The sequence below is a fragment of the Pseudomonas sp. OG7 genome, assembly GCF_014192825.1.
In the GTDB taxonomy this organism is placed as follows: domain Bacteria; phylum Pseudomonadota; class Gammaproteobacteria; order Pseudomonadales; family Pseudomonadaceae; genus Aquipseudomonas; species Aquipseudomonas monteilii.
Genome location: NZ_JACHYK010000008.1, coordinates 1 through 20,625, shown reverse-complemented (window position 1 = coordinate 20,625; position 20,625 = coordinate 1). Strand labels below are relative to the sequence as shown.

Sequence of the window (20,625 nt, the reverse complement as noted above, 5' to 3'; positions counted from 1 at the left end):
GGACGCCCAAGGTTTGGTGGTGGGCCAGGAAATCGTGCTGAGCGCCGTGCTGCAGAGAGTATCCAACGGCGAAAAAACGGTGGCAAACGAGGCGTTTAAGCTTGATCGGAATTGAGCCTGAAGCTGCGGTAATGAAGTGTGGAGGAAAGGGGGGCATGGTTGTCCCAACGGCTGAAAATCGAAAATAATTCGGCATTTTTGTGATTGGCGTCACATTTTTAGACTGAAAACGGTCAGGCACCCCTATAAAAATTTTTTTCGGGACGGAGTTTTATTATTTGAGGGCAAAAGAAAAGCAGAGATCTCGGCTCTCCGAAAAAACGGCAGTATGAACCGGATCTCGGGGATGCTTTTTAGCTCTTGATTCTGGCCTCTATCCGATGCTGAGTCGTGATGCTGATGACGCCCTAGCGCCTGCTCACCTGGTGTAGGGGGAGGTCGATGTATACGGCCTTTAGGCCGCTGCTTTTCATCTTGGTCTCAAAAACCTAAGGCCAAAAAATTTTTTGTAGGATTGTCGGACGATTTAGATGCGAGAGGTTGATCTCAGGTGTGAGGTTTTGGTTTGGAAATGCGCCCGAGATCATTTTGGCGATGGAATGCGCGATGTTCTTGCAGAGGCGATTCGCTGCTATCGACGCAGACCTGGCTTCGACCAATTAGTGCGGTTATACGCATCGCAGATTGGTTCAGCCAATACAGGTACACTGGCCGAAGTCCTTTTTCAGCATGACTTGGCTCAGCAGGATCAGTCGCAGAGCTACGTCAGTTTACGAACCCATCTGAAGGATCATTTGCGAAACTTCCTTCAGCGGCATCTGATTGAAGCCGGCGTGGCCAGTGAAATCCTGTTGGAGGATCGCCTGGCCAGGGATGTCAATCTGTAGTGCAGCCGGTCACCGAGCGGCTTTACGGCTGCTCATGAACTCCATTAGCTCCCGGACAACCTGATCTGCTGCGGCGTCACTGGCAACCTCAGCCGCTCTGACCCTGCGAACTTCGACACCCTCATAGGTCAGGGGCACCAGTCTTTTGTCTGCTTCTGCCGGAAGTTCTCGGTGATAGGTGTCACCGTCGACCTCGATGATGAAGGTCAGTCCTTTGTAGATCACTACGAAATCAGGCTCCAACCGGTTGTAGCTTTTCCCTACCCTCACAAAGACGGGCAGGGGAGCTACTGGAAGTTTTGCTCTGATTAGTGCAGTGAAGAGGGTCAGTTCCGCCTTGGATCGGAACAGAAGCCCTTGGTGCTGCAGGGAGGCAATGTTGTCGCTACGTACGCGCCCCTGATTGGTAACCCCTTCGCCTTTGACATACCGCAGCGCTTCTTCTCGCCAACCGTCGTGTGCTTCGAGCAATTTAGGAGCCAACAGGATTCGCTCCAGACCGTTTTTCGGGGAGGTGGCATAGAACGGAGCGACCACCTCAGCAATGGCTGCTGCAGTGGCCTCGCGCTCGCTCTCACTCATCGCGTAATAGAGCGAGACGGGCAGAGCGATCATCAGCTCCCAGTAGTTGATTCCGAAATCCGAATTGGCCAGATCGGCAGTGATATCTCCAGCAACCAGCACGGCGATTGCCCGTGCATCACCGCGTTGCTTAAGCGCTTCTACGGCTGAAGAAGCCAGGCTTTCCAAGTCGAAAGGGTGAAACCACATGTGGGGTACGCGCCTCTGGAAAAATTACCTGTTGAGAATAGCCCGGTTTGGAACGCGCCTGGTCATAAGCCGAGCTGGATACGTCAATTGGCATTAGATAGCAGTCAAGAGCGGGTTTGGAGAACCCGTATCACCTCGCTCAGAAGCGAGTCGAGCGGGCTTCGGAAATCCACCTGCTGCTCTGTTGGCAAGTCTTCCGACTTTCTAATCGGGTTGTGGAGGTATCCGTTTGCTACATGGCGCAAGGAGTTCTGCAACTGCAGCATCTGCTCTTTGAAAGATTTATACCCACTGTAATTATTCGCGAACTCCGTGAAGGTTTTGAAACTGAACACGGGCGGAATGTGGTCGGTGATAGCTCGCACCAGCATCGCTGTCGCCATGTGCGATTCAGATGCATGTGCATGGTTCAGCTCCTCTAGGAGCCTGATGAGTCGTTTGGGGTCAAGCTCACCTTTTGGCAGTTCTTTGAGAGCGTCTATTCGGAGCGGGTTTACGAATGCATTTCGCGCCATGGGTATGGATTCCGACGCAGTCTCCTTGCTAACGATTTCGCGAGCCTGGGCTTCTTGCAGAAGTTGAGTTGTATCGATTTTGACTCTATGGAGGGCGCTTGAGGTGCCGGAGTTAGCGTTTGCTCCATGGGCTAGCGTGCTCAACCTTACCAGGGTGAAGACTGCGCTCTGGAAGGCATGGACTCGTTTGAGGCCCAAGTCTTCGCGCAGCGATGACTGGAGTTTGTCACCGTCGAGGCAGGCAGTACCTACCGAGCGTATCGCGTCAAAAATCACTTGGACGTTACCATTTGTGCCCAGTGAATTGAGCTGGGTGATGGCGTCCTCCACCATCTGGCCAAGCTCCAGGTAAAAATTACTGTTCATATCCGCTCTTTAGATAGGTTGGCGCTAGAGTTTCTATTCAATTGTTTATGGCGTTGCTCTACCTGAGCCTAGCCCGCTAGCGAACCCTAGGCTCTGTACGAAATCCCGAGAAACCCAATCGGCGCCCTTGGGACGCTGAAATTCTGTAGGGTTCCCGGCCATCTACGGAAAGGAATTCTGTGATGGCAAAGCGTTACGAACTCTCGGATGAGGCCTGGACTGTGGTCGCCGATCTCTTCACTGAAACCCATGGCCGGGGGCGGCCCCGCCTGAGCGACCGCCTGATGCTCGATGGCGTGCTCTGGGTGCTATGTTCGGGCGCTGCATGGCGAGATATGCCGGAACGCTTCGGCCCATGGTCAACGGTGTATCAACGGTTCCGGGGTTGGCGAAACCAGGGCACATTCGATCAGATGCTCAAACGCTTGCACCTGAGATTGAATGAGCAAGGCTTGATCGATTTGCAAACCTGGATGATCGACTCAACTGCTGTACGCGCAACCCGAGCCTCTTCTGGCGCCGGGAAAAAAGGGGGCCTGACGAGCCTGCCGATCACGCTCTAGGCCGCAGTCGCGGTGGCCTGACAACCAAAATCCACATGCTCTGCGACGCTAACGGGACACCGCTGCGTTTTCTCCTCTCTGGCGGTCAAGCCAGTGACATTAGCTACGCCCAGCCACTGCTGGACGACGTCAGCATTCCATCAAGCCAACGAGGTCGTCCGCGCAAGCGCTGCAAATGGCTGCTGGCCGACAAAGGCTACGACGCCGAAGCGCTTCGCCGGTACTGCGACCAGTATCGAATGCAACCCGTCATCCCGATGCGCTCAATGAAACGCAAACCCAAGCCCGGCTTACCCAGACTGTTTGATCGGCCCAAATACCGACAGCGCAACATCATCGAGCGCATGTTTGGCTGGCTGAAAGAGAACCGCCGCATCGTGACACGCTTCGACAAGCTCGCGAAAAGCTATGCCGCTATGGTCTCACTGGCTTGTTCCATGCGGTGTTTGCGACATCTCTTTTCGTACAGAGCCTAGGTCTGAAGCACTCGCTTGACCCTGGTGATCATGGGGTTGTCGCAGCAGTGATCCTCCTGAGGAAATTCGACAAGAAGACAGAGCACAAGCTGCTGGGTAAATGGGAGCGCGCCACGTTCAGAATCTACGAGCTGGCGGGCCGGGATAGCCGTCACAAGGTTGGGGAATACATCCGTCTTGGTTATGAAATCTACCGCAGCAACCTGGATAAAGACCAAATTCTCAGTGGGCTAGAAAAACTCTCCAAAGGTTATTCGATTGACGAGGTCTTGAACAATATTGATTGGGTAAGCAGCTACGAAGGCTGGCAAAATCAGCTCCGCTATGTGCTGAACCGTTATGACGAGCACCTGGCAAAGCTCGCGGGGCAGAAGCTCAATGAGAGTCAGTGGGGCAAGATATGGGAGCAGGATGCCGCTAACTCCATCGAGCATATTGCACCACAAAGCAGTGGCGCCGAGTGGACGCATCACCTCGGGAATTTAACGATGCTGCCACCTGGAACAAATTCTTCACTCAAAGCGAAACCTCCAGTTGAAAAGATCGACGTCTACCGAAGCTGCGGATTGATTGCAACGATCCATGTCGGCCACCAGCTTCATGAGGCTGGTTCTTGGACAGAAGATATGGTTCTAGCTCGGGCAAAAAGCATCGAGGATTTCATCAGGCTTGAATGGGCCGACTGATCACGGTGTAAGTCACGTGAAGTCCACCTTGGAGATAATCGCAACCTCCATGTGGGCTGCGTAGGCCGGACTGAGAAATGCGGAGACCGATGGAGGCGTAGGATGAAGTTAGATCGCTGCGCTGGATGGGATCACAGGCCAGTCCACCAGCAGCAGCCCTCCATTTTCTCGCAAAGAAGAGATGCTGTTATCTAGTCCGTCGCTCTTGAGTGAGCCACTTGCGTCCCATTTCTGTTCACCCTATTTGATCAATGTAGGTTAAGAGGTTCTGGATAATCGCGGCATTGGCTTGGGGCTAGGGGGTGATATGCCAAGCCGAACAGATGGCTCTGTGTTAGTCAGACCGGCAGGAGTGCATGAGATGAGGCCAGTGGCGCTTGGGCAGTATTTCCCGAGGTACATGCCACATCAGCGCCTGCGGGGGTTGAACAGCGGAGGCCAAGACTGGCCTCCGTGAGCAATCATTTGCCGCGATTGAACGGAACCACTATCCCTGCATCTGGTGCGTTGTGAACAACAGTCACGGGAGTCACGGAGGTACTGTTACTCTTAAGCTTGGCCAAGTGCACCACCTCAGCAATGCCACTGAGGTAGCGGTTGGGCAAGCCTGTCAGCATCTCGATATCCGTTGCTGCTAACCCGATGTAGGCAGCGACGCCGTTCACAGGCAAAACGCCTGAGGAGGCCAGCAGCTCGATGGTGCGTTTGAGGAGGCGAGGTTGTTCAGGTGCGCGACCTTCATCACCTGGTTCCGCTTTGACGCCCCAGCGAGCTGAGCGACGCTTGAAAAGCAGACCCTTTGCATCATCATCGATCACCTTCAATGCCCAGAGACGCATGACCATGGCAGCCACAGAAACGCCCCAGCGTTGCTTGAGCAGCAATAGGCTGTCGAGTGTAACTGGGCTCCTGACTTCGGCGGCGAACGTCTCTGCAGGCAGCAGGAAAGCACCCGCGAAACGGTGCGCCTGGTCTTCCATCATTTTGTGACGAACAGGGTCAGTCGATCGCTCAATTCCTTTGTGCAGGATCAGATGGCCAAGCTCATGGGCTAAGTCGAAGCGACTGCGGAAGCCGTTTTGCTTGTCAGCGGAAAGCAGCACGAGTGGGCGGTTCAACACCTCACTCCATGCCGACAGCCCCTCGATGGTTGCAACGCCGGTTTCCTCGCGCACCAAGATAACACCGGCGCCTTCAACCGCCATTGCCAGGTCAGGTATTGCACGTCGACCCAGGCCCCAAAGCTCGCGACATTCATCGGCAGCTTCTTCGATATCGGCATTGGTGATCTGCTCAGGATCCTTGAAGGTACGCTTGGGCAGATTCACATCGGGAAAATCCACGAACTCACCCAGCGCAATTGCGATGTCCTGCGCCCACTCAAGGCGTGCTTCGAGCATTGTTCGTGCGCTGGCATGCGCCGAGGCATTGCTTCGGAACAAGGGAAGAGAGCACTTCTCAGGTAAAGGGCGGGTGAACCACTCCGGGGTAACATTGATGACTTTGGAGAGATTGGCCAAGGCTTCGGCCTCGGGACACTGCTGCCCGCTTTTCCACTTGCTAATCGTGGCAGGGGAGACCCCCACCATGCTTGCCAGTGCGACTTGAGAAAGGCCGCGAGCCGCGAGCGCTTGTACCAGCCGCCCCGACTCAAACCCTGTGATTCCACGACTCATGATTCTGTATCTTTTCCTGTTTCGGGTAGGCCCGTTTCGAGCACGCCTGTTTTGAGTTTCGGCTTCGCCTTGTCGATTTGCTCAGATGCTTCATCGTAACGAGCGAGGAACTTACTCAAAGGCTCTCGGAAAAGCCAACCCTTCATTTTCGCATCTGGTACCGCGATGTGAATTTCCAGAGGCGCTTCGGGCAGTTGGGTCAGTGAGCCGCTGAAGCACGCTACGAAAAAGAACGTACCGGAGGTGATAGGTTCCGGCGCAAAAAGTGATGGCTGAACCAGCTGCGTCATGGCCTGGTTTGCCTCTGCAAGCTGCCGTCGAATAGCACCCCGTCGGATGTTGTTCCACAGCGTGGAGCACATGTTCACCCGACCGAACTTGAAGATGCCGGCGTGGCCCAAGACGACTCCGTTACCCTTGAGGGGCGTATGGACTGCGTCGGCGGCACGCAACGTCTCTTCAAAGGACTCGTTCATGCGGAAGGCCCGCATCTGTCCCAGCGCATTCTTCCGGTGGTTGTCGTCCATGTCTTTCGTATCCAGGTACGCGCGGAGCGCACCTGCTTCAAATGCGTCCTCGATACCCATGGCAAGGTTGCGAGGGACATGGTGAATCAACAGCTCGGGAATGGTGGGTTGGCGGGTTTTGGTCATGAATGGAGGTTCTCGGGTTTCGAATGACGGGATTATACCTCTAAAAAATTTCGTTTGAATAGTGAGGAGTCGATATCTGTGAATTTTAGAGGCTGATTCAGAGCTCCAAGCGTGTGCTGCAAGATTCAGCGCCCGTCGAGTGGTTTGCGGGTGGGTTATGAAGGGCTTGCTCTGGGCGTCGTGCGCCGCCCCGCTGTGCGGCTGGCCCGTGAAGGTTCCAGTCGATCCTGCGGGACTAGGATGCCCGACAATCACACAGATTCTTACGCGGATCATGGCCCAGGTCACGAGCACCCCAATAGCTACTTAGGGCCTCGTTATCCTGCTCTTTGTAGAAGGCGGGGCTACGGCTCACAACACAGTAGTAGGCCGGAGGAGTCAGATGCACCAGGCAACAACTCGATCACCCACCTTCTTTTAGGCGGTCACCAGGCAATTGAAAATTATCAATCCATAGCGATGGTAGAATTGAAAAATGGATGATCCCTCTCCGTGAGGCCGGTGTAGCTAGGGATGTGATCACAATCAGTCGCCCCACGTACTGTGAAATAGCTTGCATTGACATAAAATTCCCGCGCAAGCGCCAATGCTATCTTCTTGCAGTAAAATTCCTCGTGCATGATATAGAAATCTGTGAAGTCAGAGATATCCAAGAGATATCGACCCTCAGTGCTAACAATTAGTCTGCGTTTCGCGATGAGGGCTCTCACGAGTTCAGATTGATTATCTGCAATCCACACCCATGACTTTCCGTAACTTTCATCGCAATGCTTGTCCGAGTGGAGCCTCTTATCCACATTGTCTTTAATGATATTGTCAACTATTGTGCAGATTTCCTTTGCGCGCTGCGGCGTGATGGAGAAGAAAGGTGAGAGGTCGATAGAGTTTTGATTGATGATGTGAGATACACGGGCGGGATTTGTAATGTCGCCAAATCGCTCGATATCACAGAGCGGGATGACGAATCTGATCATTGATTTGTGAATTATTTGAGAGTCTACGAGCGTCAGAATATCGTAGATGATCTTCTTGACATCCATACTGTCTTTCACGATTACACCCATCCCTTCAATGGATGTACGGCTTAGATCCAGACCAGGCATCTCAGCCAAGGTCTGAACCATGTCGCCGTCATCACTCCAGTGCATGTCGTGGCCACGATAAGGCCAACGCCACTCCCTCTCGTGTGTCCAATCGATATGCCTAGCATCGCCGATGGTGTAGGCGACATAACGGTACTGCTCTCGAAGTGGCATCAGCTGTTGGTCAAGAATGCGGAAGTCGCCGCCATTTGCTGACTGCTCACGTACTTCACCGCTAAGACCATAAATTACAGGGCGGGCACCCTCTGCGAACATGGCAGCCTTGGGAATCATAAACGCGTAGCGCCCGATATTTTCCCCTCTCGCCAGGCGCTCGTTGCTCGTCTGGATGAACGCGGCTAAAGGCATGTCGGTAAAACAGATGGCTGGGGAGGTTCCGTATATCGTAGGTCTACCGCCGCGATATGACCATGTCGCAAACAGTTTGTGGTGCCTGAGTGCGCAGCGCATCAAGAAGAGAGAGTCGAGCTTTCCGGAATGTGCGATGTTGTTGAACCGTGCATGCTCGGGGAAGAAGATGTGTTCAGGCCCGCTCAGATCGACGTCTCTGAAGAAGTGGATCAAGTAATCGGATAGGTCAAACCGGATATTGTTGAGCATGCTTCCATCCATTCGGGTGTATTGCATCAAAATAGCTATTCAAACGATTGTTTTCACCGTGCGCATGCATGAAAGTATCACTGGGTTGTTAAAAACACTAAAGACTTCTGGGTGGTAACCAATCCTCAGGTGATGCATCACGTCTGGGTCTAGCAGTCATCCAGGGCTCACGCGGGATGTCGCCTCGGGGTCATCGTGCTTCCCGCACGAGCGATCGAGGTACGTGTTCATGCGGTCATAGAATCGGCTGTACCCCGTTGTGGCCAGAACCCATAACCGTCAAGTCCGTGAGTTTCGATATCTTGAAAAACCCTTGCACCATACCTGCCCTCAGGCTTGCCGATGACCATCGCAATCGCCATATTTATAAGGTATCTACTGATGCTCCGTGGCATCCTTAACCACGAGGTTTTTTCATGATATGAATGACTGACTGGGAAGCTTGGTCTGTGTTCCCATTGTGGTCTACGGCGAGGGTTGCGCGGCATATGCACTGGTAAAGGATGAGAGATAAGGGAATGGATGAGCAGCAAGAATGGCCTATGTACAACGGTAGACCCACGGTCTATTTTGATCAAAATGTAATCGATCTGGCCGTTAAGCAGAGAGATCCGGCGTTTTTCACCCAGTTCTCCAAAGAATTTCAGATCGTATATTCCGACCATACCCTGCGGGAGATAAAACGCAGTGGGCAGCCTGACAAGTTCTTGGAGGTTCTGTCCAGGGTCAATGCCATGATCCTCAAGCATGACGTTGATAGCGCGTTCCAGCCGACAGGGCAGATGTTTCTCGCCTCAACGCCTCCCGTGGCTGCCTTTGAGCAGTACGTCGCTACTGCACCATTCTTCGATCAGATGCTTGCCTCAGCTCATCAGACCACTCTGAAGATGTTCGGTGGACGCAAAGACAACAGTTTTGAGGACATCGCCGCCGAACAAACGGAGGCATTCAAAGGGTTGATGAAGATGGTCGCTGACGGAGCGGCAGCCTTGGCGGACACACATCCGGAACTGGTCGCTGCAGCCGATCAGTATATTGAGATCACCCAGAGGGCGTACGAAAAGGCAACGCAACTGTCGGCGCAGGAGATGACCAAGCACATCGATGAATCGGGTGCGAAATCTGGTATTCAGGGGTACCGTGAAGCAGTTGGGGTGGGGCCCGTGCAACTGAACAATATTGAAGCGCCCAATGTCATCAAGAAAATTTGGGCACGTTGCCAGAACCTTGACGGCTACAAGGACAGAGGGTTCACGATCGAAAACTTCCTCGGCATTTCAGCCAGTCCGATCCATGGTCGCGAGCTCTACCGGTTCGAGAAAGTGACTAGCATCTATAACGTCCTCAACGTCATTGGGTACAACCCTGATAGCCGGCTAGACAAGGAAAACCGTCACATCGCGTCAATCAGCGATGCGGCGCATGCGTCTACGGCGATATTCACCAATGTTCTGCTCAGTGGCGACGCAGCTTTCGTGAGCAAAGTTCGTGCGATCTATGAGTATCTTGATATCCGCACGGAGGTGGGGTTAGTCACGGTGCAGGGCGAACGGATAGTCATCACCACGTGAGGTGGGGAAGCGATCTCATTCTAGCGTGGTGTGCAGGTCTTGAGCGGTTCGGGGAATATCGAAAATTTGTGAGCGTCGCAGTTGGCTTGCAGTGAGGAGTACATTTGTGCTCGGACTGCTACAAAGTTATTCCTATCTAAGGGATAGGGCGTAGCTACCCATGTCAATCCGTCGTATCGGATCGGTCTCTTTGCCGTGCGCCCAATGAGCTTGTGAGAGGTGGCTTTCATTGGTTTTTTTTGGCGCGTGGTAGAACTTAATTGGATGGAGGTGAATTTAGTAATGTCGGATTTAAAGAGCGGAGTTCCCACGTATCTTCAAGGTATAAATTTTTGGAGAGCATTGGGGAATCTGGTGTCAGCAAGCGCTACAGTGACAGCTGTGGGGGCGCTTGCAGCTTTTGTTGTTATTTTTGCCTATTTGCATGAAATTGGATCACCCGAATTGATAGGTAAGGCTTTGGCGGCACCTTCGGAGATATGGCCTTGGGTCGTTGTGTCAAGTCTTTTGCTGATTTTCTATCTGCTGCTTCTTCTCTTAACTACGGCTTCATACGCCGTTGCTGTCAATCTGTTCAAAAAAACACCGGACGTCCAGCGCGCGATGGCGGGCTATCTGCTTATCCCCACGCTTGCTGGCGTTGTCGCCACAGTTTGCTCGACCCTGCTGACTCATAATACAAGTGTAGTCCCTGTGTTTGTCGACTCCGCTGTATGGGTGGTGATAGGTATGCTTGTATTGACTTTCATTCCCAAGTTCACTGTTCTGCTCGATAAGGCTATTTCAGGTGATAAGGCTGTCTCTTTCTTTGGGGTTAGCCGCCTGAAGCATATGTCTGCTTTGGCTATGGCTACCTGGGTGGCAGCGATCGCTGCCACTTTTCCAATGCTAGCCGTTTTTAGCACGCCTTCGTTATTTTACAGTCAAGGCGACATGAGTAGGGCTGTGTTTGTTTCGATATCTATTACTATCCTTGGTTTTGTTCCCACCATCGCATTCTATGTGTCAAGGGGTGAGACGTTTATTCGGGTGCGCAACGCCTTCCTTGGGGTTGTGGCTCTGATAATTGGTACGCTCGTTATTGTGCCGTCAGCAGTGCCCGCTACGGTCGATCAGGCGGCAGTTCTCGCAGGTATTAAGGATGTGCGGGTGTTTCCTTATATGTTGAAGGAAACCTATGCTGCAGAAGATTTTGATAGGAGTTGGGGAAACGTTGTTACGAAAAGGAATTATCCGGTAGTAGAAGGGCTTGTGCTTTTTACTTTGGGTGATGTTACGTTGCTGTGCCCGAAATCTTTAGAGGGCACAGATCTGTCTAGATGGGCTTCCGAGTCGGGAGCCTGTTTGACGATGAACAGCAAGATGGTTAAGCGGATGCCTTTGAAGCAGACATAGGTGTGTTCATTCTAAAGTGGTCGAACAGTTAGAGTAGTCACTGCCATGACCGCTGCTTACCAAGCACTTAAGGTTGTTGCAATCGGCTGTTGCCTAGCCCGTGCGCGGTAAGCGTCGAAGATTGATGAGCAGTCTTTAACAGCGTGATCCAGTAGTATCGCAGGCTTGGGGCCCAAGTGGGCTTACGGCCAAGGGAGGCTGTGTGTCGAAATTTGTATGCTCAGAATGCGTTGTTGAACGCTATCTCCAAGACTACTTGGACTTCGATGATACCGACGGGTGTAGCTACTGTCAGAAGGAGAGTGGTGTCGTGCCGCTTGAGGCGCTCATCGAGCAGTGTCGGGAGTCCGCGCTTTCTTCGTTTGAGGTCGTCGAACAGCCGCGTTCGGTTTACCTCCACAACCATGCGCCGATCGGGGAGCACTGGACGGACGTGCTTCACCGTGTACTTGGCTGTTCGGATGAGCTGATAAACGATATCGGTGAAGTCCTTTGGGACGGCTGGAATGATGACGACCCTTACTTCAAAGAAGGCCCTTTAGCCAGCATCGACATGACCTATGAGTGGAGGGAGATGGAGCGTAGCCTCCGCGAGGAAGCACGGTTCGTGAACCCAGCTGTCACGCGTGTTCTTGAGCAGGTCTTTGGCAAGGTCGATCAGTTGCACCTTCGCGACTCACGTTCAGCCATTTTCACGATCGGCCCTGGCCAGCCCCTGCATACCTTTAAACGGGCGAGAGTGTTTTCCTCTGATAGCAGTGTTGAGGAAGCACTGCTCCATCCTGAACGTTCTTTAGGGCCACCTCCGTCGGGAGTAGGGGCAGCAGGACGGATGAATGCCAAAGGCGTCTCTGTGTTTTATGGCGCTACAAACGACAGAACGGCCATTGCCGAGGTTCGCCCACCCGTTGGCAGCTATGTGGTAACCGCTGCATTCAATGTGACTCGCCCCCTGCGGTTACTCAATTTGGGTGCGTTGAACGTAACACGTCCTGATAGTCGACTCAGCTACTTCGCCCCCCAACGCGTCGAGCAGGCGAAGCGATCCGCGTTTCTAGCAAGCCTGCAAAACCAGTTATTGAAACCGGTCATGCCAGATCTGGCGGATCACGGCTATTTGATCACGCAGGCGATCGCCGACTACCTGTCGATGCATCCTACGCTCAACTTGGACGGCATCTACTTCCCGTCAATCCAGCTGGGTAAGCGTGATGATGTCGTACCTGGACACAACGTGATCCTCTTTAATAAAGCATCCGGTGTGCACCATACCGAGTCTAAGTACAAAGCTGAGTACGCCTCCCTTCAGCAACCTGTAGATGAGGGTGAGTACTACAGTCCGCAGATCTGGGCGGCCAAGAAGAAGGGCGAGGATCAGCCGAGCTGGTGGGATGAGATCCCTCCGGTACCTCGCTACGAACCTGCACTGGCTCTGGATCGTGAGGAGATCCGAATTCACCAGGTCAAGTGGGTCGATTTTGATACAGATGAAAAACTTGTTGGCTACAACCCTTGAGATCCTGATGGATCGCTAGTCGACGGCGAGGGCGGGCATGGGTTGCCCGCCCATCTGGAGCTGTCGGCTTGTTTAGTTCCGGTTGAACCAGCGTTTCATCAGGCCAGCCATAGGCTTGCTTGTGCCAAAAGCAGTGTTGATGATTTGCAGATCGGCTTCTGATAACCGTGCCGGATCAAGCTCTTTGAGCAGCGCTTCGGTTCCGAACGCTCTTGCCCAGGCAGCCATGTGTCCTTTGGCCGTATCTGAAGCCGCATTCGGAATCTCACGCAGCAGAAGGCGTGCATATGCCAATCGCTCTTCATGACTAGGCAGCCGATCTTTGATTTCAGAGCGCAGCTCATTGACAGCCGTCCAAGTGAGAGGGCTCTCCGGAATCTTCAGCAGTTGAAGTGCCAATGCTGGCAGCTCCTTCGACTCCTTCTCATCCATGTAGGCGCGGAAAATGTGACCGTAAACCCTTTTGCGTTGCTCATCAGTGATCTCGCTGTGCAACAGCATGGATTTTAGGTTGTTGAATGCGTCGATTTTGAGCGCGCGGCACCAGACGGAGAAGGCAAGATCAGGGTCGTTCACATTGCCCCGTGGGCCTTTTAGCAGTACTGCTTTGCCAGCGCTCACGTATTCGTCCACAGCCAACTCGGGAATCAACGCCGTCCAGGCACGTTCAAGCATCTCAACCTGTACTGCTTTGTTGAAGTCGACACCATCAGCCAGCGTAGTGAGCTGAGGGCTGCTGAGTCTTACATGCCCGGATGTCAGGGAGTCGATGGCTTGTGCGGGATTTTGTTGCCAGACAGCACATGCTGTGTCCACCAGCTGAGCACCTTGTGTCGTCGGAACGATACCGCTGGTAATCATGCTTTCCATGGACGCTAGCGTGTATTTGCCGACAATTCCTGGTGATGATGAGGCCTGCTGCCTTGCTTCGTTGAAGAGCGCTTGAGGAGAGTAGCCGTGGGGAAGCTGCTCAATCGTTGGCCAACGCCCGCAGAAGTGCTTGTGCAGACTCTCGAAGGCATCTTTGTGTCCCTTAGCGCCACTGAACAATTTCTGCAGCGCTGGCCCCAACACTGCCGGAGTCGCCTGCATGAACACCAATGAGATACCAGGGATAAGCTGTCGCAGGACTCTGTCCCATGAGGCTATTTTGCTTGGGGCTGCCAACATCAGCGCATCCAAATGAGGGCGTAGCAGTTTGTCGCTCCAGTATTGCAAGGGGATATGCGTGACTGCGTCTGTGTAGAGCGCCCCTTGCGCATCATCCAGCTCTTGGCTGCTCACGAGCGTGGTCAGTTGATTGACGAGCGAGGTTTGGTCGTGCTCGTAGAGTGATCCGAATACCTCAAACAGCTGATTGCGGCATACGCCAGGAATGGCGCTGAGGGGGCTCCTGATCCAATGATCGAGCACTCTCGCTAGGCTGCGCGGATGATCCACCACAAATTTGCGTAGCACCTCAGCAGCATCATCGGCATAGCCATCAGTGGTACTCAACGAGATCGCAAAATCAGTAAAGCTCTCCCGCCATTCGTCGTTGAAGTACGGTTTGCGCTCAGCACCGAGATCCACAATCAACCGGAATGCGCGTTGGTAATCAATGGGCTCGTTATCGAGGTCAGCTACTCGGATGCTGAATCTAGCCAGGCACTTCAGCAACTGCTCTTCGTCTGAGTAAGGAACGTATTGCTCCAGTGCTCGGATCACGCAGCCGATGATGAGCGGTGCGCTCATGTTCGAAAGGTTTGTCACCTGCTCCCAAAGCTCATCACGGCTTTCATCACCTTCGCTCGACATGCGATCCCAGACGGTGTTGATCCTGTCAGTCGTCTGCTGCATATCCAGCCCGTCAATCAGATCGTCTTCATCGTGCGGTTCTTCATGGCCGTGTAGCGCAGTGATCAACTGATTTACGTACGCCGTTCCGATCTCCGGTAGCAACGACGTCTCGAACTCATCCATCCAGCGTTGCAGGTGGCTAAACGGGAGAGTGATTGAGCCAGAGCCTGTTTTTACTGTGCGTCTGGACAGCCAGTGAATGAGCCGGTCTTTCGCTGCCGGCCCAAGACCATGTGCGGAAAACACGCTGAGCACTATCTGCGATGCGCCTTCAACCATGATGATGGTCTCTTCCAGATTGGGCATCTGACCCGATTGGAGGCGCATGGTGCAGGCTTTGTCTGCCGTCAGCAGCTCGTCGATCAACACCGAGGCTATCTGCTTTTGATCCGTTGGATTCGAAATAGCGGTGATCCGACCGATCTTCTCTACGCCAAGCAGTGAGCGAAGACTGTCAGAGGTCACGATGTCGTTGCTCAGAATCCCCAGTACCAGATCGCGGGTACGCGGCGGCAAGCGATCAATGATGTCGGCCACAACACGCATCGCGTTGAACTTGAGCGTGTCTTCAGTGCGATGCAGCTCGCTTAGCATGCCGTGCAACAGCTGAGTCTCTTGATCGCTCAAGGACTCGTTGGCACGAGGAGAAAGGGCCTCCAGGAAGCCCTGTGTGTCTCCGGATACCAGGTGGCCATAGATCCGCGCAGCATGGGGGCCGTATTGTCTTGTCGCGAAGTCCTCGGACAGCAACAACAAGCTCTGCAGCGAGCCCGGCCATTGAATACCCACCAGGCTGGCCAGGAACTGACGCAGATCGCGCTGCCCATCGAGCACGCTGGTTTTTTCCGCCCCTTCTTCTTGAGTCACATAGCGCTTAAGTACATGGCGAGTTTCGAGAGGCTCGTCATCGAGCAGCGCCTGCCTGACCATCAAGTTCGTGAGGCGCTCCAGCAGCTGCGGGTCACCTTGCAAGTCTTGGTAAAATCCCGGGAAGCTCACACGTGCAGCACTCAATGCCCCTAGCGCAACCGGGTAGTTTGTGACGGCACCCTCATGCAGGCCGCCAGGTCGCTCACTGCCAATGGCGCCGAGCTCACGTTCTTTTGCAAGCCACCAAGTCTGGGTGAATGCGTTTACGATCTGAAGGGCATTACGCGGATCGGTGACGTTGATGTGAATCATACGATCCACCACCTGTTCAACCGAGGCGCCTCTATCGGAGATGTCTTTCACCAGGTCTGGGAAGTTCTTGAGCTTGGAAAGCGCGAACTGGCGCATATCGCTTCGCGGCGGAGGTGGAATCTCCAGCCTGAACTGGAAAATGCGATCAAGGTAACGCCGAGCATCGGTGGGGTTGAACACCGAGCCTGGTTGCTCTGGGTTGCCGCGTCGGCGCGAGAGCGCATCCGCAACCTTGCCCTCATCGCATGAAATCACGAATACCAGGCCGAGGTTGTCCGGAAGCTTGTTGACCGGGATCTCCATGAATGTACGCACGGCATCCAGGCCCAAGACCATTTCTTCCGCCGAGAGTCGGTCGAGGTCGTCCACGAAGATGACGAGGCGCTCGTAGGGTACCGCATTACTTCTCGACGCTTTGAATTTGCGCAACTGCTGCAACAGCATCTCTTCATACTGCTCAGCACTGGCGCTGGGCAGATGGACGCGAGTGACGGTGTTAAAGGGGTTGACCGTGGTCGGTTTCATCACTTTGATCAGGTAAGCATAAATCCCAGTGACCGCAGCAACGAAAAGCGACTGGACGATGGCGCTCTCAAGCGGTAGCCATTTCAAGCCTGCGGCGACGAAGAGCAGATAGGTGATCACTGCGATCAGGAACGCCGGTACAGGGGCAACCCAGCTCATCAGGTGTTGCTTGGTCAGCTCACCTATACCCTTGTTGACCGTCTCTGTGTGGGTCACATTGCGGTAGAGGTCATCATGAAGTTTGCTCTCATCGCCACCCAGCTCCAGGAACACGTGCCGAAGGAGGGCGCGTTTGATGTCTTGTTCCTTGCCTCCAAATCGCCAAGCGTTGAACGTGATGCTTTTGAAACGCTGACTGCGCGGGCGGCGTCCACCTGCCGTCGAGGTGTCATCAGCCAAGGCGTGCGTATACATTTCTTTGATGGAGCTCTTACCGGTGCCCCAGCCGCCTAGCAGGCCGATGCTGAATGGTGGCTGATGGCCTTCATCTTCAATCAAGCTTCGGAGTGCCTGCGCGTAGTGCCGGTGTCCGAAGGCGTCATCTTCTTCTTTCTCGATGTGGCGATCCAGCACGGCAGGCATGGAGCGGCGTGTATCTTGCATCCTGTCTTCCTTAGCAGAATATGGCATTTGGCTATCTGCTCTGGAGCTTACTTGCCCTGGATGGGCGGTGGCTAGGGACACGGGCAATCCGACCTTCTTGAAGAGGAGCGAGGTCGTCCGGATCGTTGATAGCAGAAGGCCTGATTTAGAGCGCTTAAAGGTCGTTAGAGTGTGACTCGGAGTCTGAGCTACGGGATGTGGCAAAAGGCCATATGTGTAAAGGTTGGCTAGATGGCCATCTGCCACTGGTATAGTATTAGGACTATACGTCTAAATTTTTTCTGGGTTGCGTAGTAATGGGACTGAAAGATCCAAGTAAATGGATTTACGATCGGGCTGATCATCGCTGGAAGCACTGCTGGAACAAACCGCATGCTGATTTTGTCCCACGGTACTGGGGACAGGTTGGAAAATGCTCCAACCAGATCAGTGACGAGGTGGCTACCGATCTGCTTCAGGACAGCCTTCGAGATGGTCTTTACGTGGAGGACTCGCTGGTGCCAGGAGACGACGACAGCCTGTACCCGGAAGAAGTTTTTGCCGTCTATGATGGAGCTATATACGTAGCTGTGCCCACTCGCCCAGGCATCAGCTACCACGGCTACCCCTATAAGGGGACTCTCAACAAGCGCCTTATGAAAAAACTGCAAGACAAGGCTGAGAAGGCCGATTGCAGCGCGAAATTCAAAAAGTGGGTGAAGGAGCACATTAAGTGATGGACATCTCTAACAAATTTTCCTTTGAGTTGAACTTCAAAACAGTTCGCGATCAAGCGGAAAACCTTGCGCGAGGTGATCTTATTCTTCGGATCAATGATGAGTTGATATGGTTTCAGCAAGAAGAAGAGGGTGATCCAAAGCTTGGTGGTGAATCTAGAGTTCCTGCAGATTGGACTTGGGTAGATCTCCTTGCGTATTTGGCAAAGAACTGGTCATTCTTGATGTACGAAGAACTGTATCCGTTAGATCTACATCCAGAAACGCCGCTTGATTTGAGAAAGCTTGCTGAGGCACGTTGGCATAATGCACAACTGGAGGAAGAACAAATCTTCGATGAAGATGATGAGGTCTGTGCCTTTGATAAACGTCACAACCTTGCTTCCGGATTGAAAGGCATTTATCTTCCTTCTGTGTATGTTGTTCGAGAGGGGAAGTTGGCTTGGGTTTGTGTTAAAGATGATCATGGCAATGAAACTGTCTTGAAAGAGCGCTTCAGCTTTGAGGTAGTCAAAGAAGTACTGATGGGCGTTGCTAATAAAATCGCTGATCACCTCGCAAATTCGACGCATCCTCGTTCTGTTCGAGCTGTCCAGGCTTGGATTAATGCTCAAGAAAGTATTTTGAAACATGTCATTTCAATAAGAAGTGGCTTGAATGATTCAGATTTGAAGGCGATCGAACAGCTTGCTGCCAATGAGCCCGACTTTTGGGAGTTGGAAGGGCGCCACGATGACAGTGAAATTCTTGCTGCCGCGCGCCTTAGTCCCGGAAGTATGGGGATTGCCGACAGGAAGGAAATTCTCGCACGTATCAAGTCAGTTTCTTACAGAGTAACACCCGTTTTAGACAGTCTCTCAGAGGAGTGCCTGGCTACAATGCCAGTTCACGACCGTGCTAAGCCATTTGTAGGAGGGTACGCCGCTGCTCTTTGGCTAAGAGCAAAACTCGGTATTGAGGATGGAGAGGTATTTGAGCCCAAACAGTGGCTTGAGAATTGGGGCGTTTCCCTGGAGTACATTGAGGCTCATGAGGAACTGGAAGCTTTGGCTTTTTGGGGGCGTAAGCATGGCCCGGCCATTCTCATAAACAAACATGGATCGGTCAATTCTAAAAGTAGCGGTCAGCGGGCAACATTGGCTCATGAGATATGTCACCTCCTTTTAGATCGTAAAGGATCACTTCCCTTTGCAGATGCAATCGGCGGCAATACACCCGAGTGGGTTGAGAAAAGAGCTCGGGCGTTTGCCGCTGAGTTGTTGTTGCCACGCAAAACCATTAGCAAACTTGTAACTGTTTATTTAATGATGGCGAGTGAATCTTTACATTCCGAAGCTGTCGAGCTTGCGATTGCTAATGCGTCCGCTCACTATGATGTAAGCGCGGGTCTGATCATTAATCAGCTTTATAACTCAAAGAGCAAAGACTATAGTAAAGAGGCTTGGGATAAAATCCAGCGTTTGCATATTCAGTATTCGCGGGAGACCCGTTTGGCCTGATAAATTGCTCATTATGGCATGGCTGGAAGGGCTTGAAGTCTTCAGGACGCTCAGGCCCTTACTACTTTTTGGGCTGTTAGATGCCGTGCCTTGGCTTTCTGAGAGGAGCGCAATTAAAGAAGGCATGGATCAGGATTGAGTGGCGATGAGCCCAGGAAATCGTCCAACCTGTTCTGGAAATTCTTTCAAAGTGATTCTCCAGAAAATATTTACGTCATTTGTACCGGATGTTCTCGTGAAATCAGCAGGGAAATGATGGTGTCAATTGGCCGCTTCTTGCTAAACAGAGTCTTCCACTTGAGATTGCCAGACGAGCCGCCAACAAGTCACGCGGGTAGCATCACCAGCCTGCGTAGTGAGTTACGAGCAGTCCCCACTCCCTTAACGAATCACCATCGTCTCGCAAAACTCCAAGTGCTTCAGCTGCGGAAATCTTGGTCGGGCAGCCACCTATCAGGTAAAAGTCGTCCTTTCCTGGCGAATAGAGGTGAAGCAGCGTCAGTACCATCACACGCTGTAAATCGTTCATTTTTTTGTACGCACGGCGCATCGCTTTTAACCCCTCTGGGTCAGGCTCTGACCGATCATGATCGAAGCCGCATGGACGCATGCTGTAATGACTACCTCCTTGGATCCCCCAAGGCGTACTTTGAGTGAAGCAGGCATCCAGTTCGTATTTTTTAACGATGTGCCAGGCGACCTCTCCGAACTTTTCTCCTCTTTCCTCGGGTGACCAGCCTATCGGTGGAGGTATCTGGCAGACCTTCGCCAATGCGGCGACTTCAGTGCCGTCCATACAACGCACTTTTTCAACCAGGTCGATCAGCGTGTATCCGGGAAAGCGACCGACTGCAAACGTCGGGTTGATGGCAGTGTACGCAGCAAGAGCAACCGGCTGCTGAGAGTGATGCACATGGCCGTGGCTCGCGACGTCCAAGTCTGTGAACGCCCAGATCCCCGAAGACACTTCATGGACACCAAGCCGGTGTAGCAATGCCGTTGCTTTTTCCGATGGGTCGTCGAAGATTTCCATCTTGGGAGTGCTCCTGATAAGGGTAAGAGAAGCTGAGCTGTCTTCCCCATACTAGGCTATCGTCAACATGCCTGACTTTTTATCGCGACAGGGCAGGTGATTCGAACGCTTAGTGTAGCCATCGGCCCAATCGGATGGGCTATTACTGCGTTGTGGGCAGCTGCCGATTTGGCAAGTCCAGCTATCGAGTCACTGTGACCTGTGTCGTGCAACTCGCCTATATGCGGCAGAAGGCCATAAATAAAAGAACCATTAGGTCATGTGACGTATGTTAGAACTGTGTAATCCCAGCATAGCCTTCCGCTGTAGGAATGGAAGTGAGTACTGGATGATTATGACCGGGAAAGCTCAGCTGTGAATCGCCCCTGGTTTCGTAGACACCTCCAAGCCTCATAATGAGGCCCAAATAGGAGGTGCCATGAGTCGTCAGCGTTACCCTGAAGAATTCAA

Annotated in this window: 15 protein-coding genes; 8 read left to right on the top strand and 7 right to left on the bottom strand. The window is 52.9% G+C overall.

Annotated elements, in window-relative coordinates; translation table 11 throughout:
• Positions 1–599: 599 nt before the first annotated feature.
• Positions 600–887: a hypothetical protein gene (locus FHW75_RS19560; protein ID WP_183674341.1), complete on the top strand. Its 288-nt coding sequence runs from the start codon at positions 600–602 to the stop codon at positions 885–887.
• Between the two features lie 9 nt (positions 888–896).
• Here FHW75_RS19560 and FHW75_RS19555 read toward each other — a convergent pair whose 3' ends face one another.
• Complete coding sequence (locus tag FHW75_RS19555) at positions 897–1,658, bottom strand: hypothetical protein (protein ID WP_183674337.1); 762 nt, start codon at positions 1,656–1,658, stop codon at positions 897–899.
• A 104-nt stretch (positions 1,659–1,762) separates the two neighbouring features.
• Positions 1,763–2,539 carry a hypothetical protein gene (locus FHW75_RS19550; RefSeq protein ID WP_183674334.1) on the bottom strand — a complete coding sequence of 259 codons (777 nt, stop codon included), beginning with the start codon at positions 2,537–2,539 and terminating at the stop codon, positions 1,763–1,765.
• A gap of 182 nt (positions 2,540–2,721) precedes the next feature.
• Here FHW75_RS19550 and FHW75_RS19545 point away from each other — a divergent pair.
• Together FHW75_RS19545 and FHW75_RS19540 are read left to right on the top strand one after the other, a co-directional pair.
• Positions 2,722–3,578, top strand: a protein-coding gene (locus tag FHW75_RS19545; RefSeq protein ID WP_183674331.1) for an IS5 family transposase whose coding sequence is annotated in 2 segments (ribosomal slippage) — positions 2,722–3,063 and positions 3,066–3,578 — 855 coding nt in all. Because the reading frame shifts where the segments join, the coding sequence is not laid out codon by codon here.
• Positions 3,533–4,264, top strand: coding sequence for an HNH endonuclease family protein (locus FHW75_RS19540; protein ID WP_260308795.1), 732 nt, complete (start codon positions 3,533–3,535; stop codon positions 4,262–4,264). The genes FHW75_RS19545 and FHW75_RS19540 overlap by 46 nt, the downstream gene beginning before the upstream one ends.
• A 461-nt stretch (positions 4,265–4,725) precedes the next feature.
• Here FHW75_RS19540 and FHW75_RS19535 read toward each other — a convergent pair whose 3' ends face one another.
• The 3 genes from FHW75_RS19535 to FHW75_RS19525 form a co-directional block, all read right to left on the bottom strand.
• Positions 4,726–5,940: an XRE family transcriptional regulator gene (locus FHW75_RS19535; protein ID WP_183674323.1), complete on the bottom strand. Its 1,215-nt coding sequence runs from the start codon at positions 5,938–5,940 to the stop codon at positions 4,726–4,728.
• Positions 5,937–6,593 carry a hypothetical protein gene (locus FHW75_RS19530; RefSeq protein ID WP_183674320.1) on the bottom strand — a complete coding sequence of 219 codons (657 nt, stop codon included), beginning with the start codon at positions 6,591–6,593 and terminating at the stop codon, positions 5,937–5,939. The genes FHW75_RS19535 and FHW75_RS19530 overlap by 4 nt, the downstream gene beginning before the upstream one ends.
• Before the next feature lie 446 nt (positions 6,594–7,039).
• A complete protein-coding gene (locus FHW75_RS19525) occupies positions 7,040–8,296 on the bottom strand; it encodes a DUF4427 domain-containing protein (protein WP_183674317.1) in 1,257 nt (418 codons plus the stop codon).
• Between the two features lie 518 nt (positions 8,297–8,814).
• On the opposite strand from FHW75_RS19525, the gene FHW75_RS26695 reads away from it, so the two are divergent.
• The 3 genes from FHW75_RS26695 to FHW75_RS19510 all read left to right on the top strand — a co-directional run bounded on the left by FHW75_RS26695 (position 8,815) and on the right by FHW75_RS19510 (position 12,778).
• Entirely contained in the window at positions 8,815–9,867 is a 1,053-nt protein-coding gene (locus FHW75_RS26695) for a hypothetical protein (protein ID WP_221212554.1), read from the top strand.
• 282 nt (positions 9,868–10,149) lie between these two features.
• A complete protein-coding gene (locus tag FHW75_RS19515; RefSeq protein ID WP_183674314.1) occupies positions 10,150–11,262 on the top strand; it encodes a hypothetical protein in 1,113 nt (370 codons plus the stop codon).
• A gap of 202 nt (positions 11,263–11,464) precedes the next feature.
• Positions 11,465–12,778, top strand: coding sequence for an RES family NAD+ phosphorylase (locus FHW75_RS19510; protein WP_183674311.1), 1,314 nt, complete (start codon positions 11,465–11,467; stop codon positions 12,776–12,778).
• 72 nt (positions 12,779–12,850) lie between these two features.
• Here FHW75_RS19510 and FHW75_RS19505 read toward each other — a convergent pair whose 3' ends face one another.
• On the bottom strand, positions 12,851–16,927 hold the full coding sequence (locus tag FHW75_RS19505) for a P-loop NTPase fold protein (protein ID WP_183674309.1): 4,077 nt from the start codon (positions 16,925–16,927) through the stop codon (positions 12,851–12,853).
• 296 nt (positions 16,928–17,223) lie between these two features.
• Here FHW75_RS19505 and FHW75_RS19500 point away from each other — a divergent pair, with 296 nt between their 5' ends.
• Positions 17,224–17,643 carry a hypothetical protein gene (locus tag FHW75_RS19500; protein WP_183674305.1) on the top strand — a complete coding sequence of 140 codons (420 nt, stop codon included), beginning with the start codon at positions 17,224–17,226 and terminating at the stop codon, positions 17,641–17,643.
• Positions 17,643–19,142 (top strand): ImmA/IrrE family metallo-endopeptidase, encoded by a 1,500-nt coding sequence (locus FHW75_RS19495; protein WP_183674302.1) that lies wholly within the window; start codon positions 17,643–17,645, stop codon positions 19,140–19,142. Before FHW75_RS19500 ends, FHW75_RS19495 begins: the two co-directional genes overlap by 1 nt.
• Positions 19,143–19,482: 340 nt before the next feature.
• Here the strand turns inward: FHW75_RS19495 and FHW75_RS19490 are convergent, their stop codons facing one another.
• The gene (locus tag FHW75_RS19490) at positions 19,483–20,175 is read right to left on the bottom strand and encodes a hypothetical protein (RefSeq protein WP_183674298.1); all 693 of its coding nucleotides are present in this window, start codon (positions 20,173–20,175) and stop codon (positions 19,483–19,485) included.
• Positions 20,176–20,625 lie beyond the last annotated feature (450 nt).

Coding starts and splice junctions, on each gene's coding strand:
- FHW75_RS19560 (WP_183674341.1), top strand. CDS start 600: ATGCGCGATGTTCTTGCAGAGGCGATTCGCTGCTATCGACGCAGACCT.
- FHW75_RS19555 (WP_183674337.1), bottom strand. CDS start 1,658: ATGTGGTTTCACCCTTTCGACTTGGAAAGCCTGGCTTCTTCAGCCGTA.
- FHW75_RS19550 (WP_183674334.1), bottom strand. CDS start 2,539: ATGAACAGTAATTTTTACCTGGAGCTTGGCCAGATGGTGGAGGACGCC.
- FHW75_RS19535 (WP_183674323.1), bottom strand. CDS start 5,940: ATGAGTCGTGGAATCACAGGGTTTGAGTCGGGGCGGCTGGTACAAGCG.
- FHW75_RS19530 (WP_183674320.1), bottom strand. CDS start 6,593: ATGACCAAAACCCGCCAACCCACCATTCCCGAGCTGTTGATTCACCAT.
- FHW75_RS19525 (WP_183674317.1), bottom strand. CDS start 8,296: ATGCTCAACAATATCCGGTTTGACCTATCCGATTACTTGATCCACTTC.
- FHW75_RS26695 (WP_221212554.1), top strand. CDS start 8,815: ATGGATGAGCAGCAAGAATGGCCTATGTACAACGGTAGACCCACGGTC.
- FHW75_RS19515 (WP_183674314.1), top strand. CDS start 10,150: ATGTCGGATTTAAAGAGCGGAGTTCCCACGTATCTTCAAGGTATAAAT.
- FHW75_RS19505 (WP_183674309.1), bottom strand. CDS start 16,927: ATGCAAGATACACGCCGCTCCATGCCTGCCGTGCTGGATCGCCACATC.
- FHW75_RS19500 (WP_183674305.1), top strand. CDS start 17,224: ATGGGACTGAAAGATCCAAGTAAATGGATTTACGATCGGGCTGATCAT.
- FHW75_RS19495 (WP_183674302.1), top strand. CDS start 17,643: ATGGACATCTCTAACAAATTTTCCTTTGAGTTGAACTTCAAAACAGTT.
- FHW75_RS19490 (WP_183674298.1), bottom strand. CDS start 20,175: ATGGAAATCTTCGACGACCCATCGGAAAAAGCAACGGCATTGCTACAC.